A 1,313-nucleotide genomic window follows, 5' to 3' on the forward strand; every position below is an offset into this window, starting at 1 on the left:
GGTTGTTGTTTGAGAACTCAATAGTGTGCCAAGTTTTATTGATACCAATTTATTGTAATTGAATTGGTTATTTGGTTGTGTGTTGCCGCCCCTGTGGTGATGCATGATCGTTTAGCTGGTTTCGAATTTAGTGCATGCTTTCCTTTACCTTTTTCCGGTGGGATTGTGTGTGTCTGTTTGTTTTATTAACGGAGAGTTTGATCCTGGCTCAGGATGAACGCTGGCGGCGTGCTTAACACATGCAAGTCGAACGATGAACCTCGCTTGCGGGGGGATTAGTGGCGAACGGGTGAGTAACACGTGAGTAACCTGCCCTTAACTCTGGGATAAGCCTTGGAAACGGGGTCTAATACTGGATATTGACTTTACCTCGCATGGGGTTTGGTTGAAAGATTTATTGGTTTTGGATGGACTCGCGGCCTATCAGCTTGTTGGTGAGGTAATGGCTCACCAAGGCGACGACGGGTAGCCGGCCTGAGAGGGTGACCGGCCACACTGGGACTGAGACACGGCCCAGACTCCTACGGGAGGCAGCAGTGGGGAATATTGCACAATGGGCGAAAGCCTGATGCAGCGACGCCGCGTGAGGGATGACGGCCTTCGGGTTGTAAACCTCTTTCAGTAGGGAACAAGGCCAGCATTTTTGTTGGTTGAGGGTACTTGCAGAAGAAGCGCCGGCTAACTACGTGCCAGCAGCCGCGGTAATACGTAGGGCGCAAGCGTTATCCGGAATTATTGGGCGTAAAGAGCTCGTAGGCGGTTTGTCGCGTCTGCCGTGAAAGTCCGGGGCTCAACTCCGGATCTGCGGTGGGTACGGGCAGACTAGAGTGATGTAGGGGAGACTGGAATTCCTGGTGTAGCGGTGAAATGCGCAGATATCAGGAGGAACACCGATGGCGAAGGCAGGTCTCTGGGCATTAACTGACGCTGAGGAGCGAAAGCATGGGGAGCGAACAGGATTAGATACCCTGGTAGTCCATGCCGTAAACGTTGGGCACTAGGTGTGGGGGACATTCCACGTTTTCCGCGCCGTAGCTAACGCATTAAGTGCCCCGCCTGGGGAGTACGGCCGCAAGGCTAAAACTCAAAGGAATTGACGGGGGCCCGCACAAGCGGCGGAGCATGCGGATTAATTCGATGCAACGCGAAGAACCTTACCAAGGCTTGACATGAACTGGAAATACCTGGAAACAGGTGCCCCGCTTGCGGTCGGTTTACAGGTGGTGCATGGTTGTCGTCAGCTCGTGTCGTGAGATGTTGGGTTAAGTCCCGCAACGAGCGCAACCCTCGTTCTATGTTGCCAGCACGTTATG

Annotated in this window: 1 rRNA gene (running past one end of the window); it reads left to right on the forward strand. The window is 53.2% G+C overall.

The window, feature by feature from the left end:
* Nucleotides 1–185 precede the first annotated feature (185 nt).
* Nucleotides 186–1,313: ribosomal RNA gene (locus CVS29_RS17965) — 16S ribosomal RNA — on the forward strand (it continues 508 nt past the right edge of the window).

This window comes from Arthrobacter psychrochitiniphilus (genome assembly GCF_003185915.1).
Classification (GTDB): Bacteria; Actinomycetota; Actinomycetes; order Actinomycetales; family Micrococcaceae; genus Specibacter; species Specibacter psychrochitiniphilus.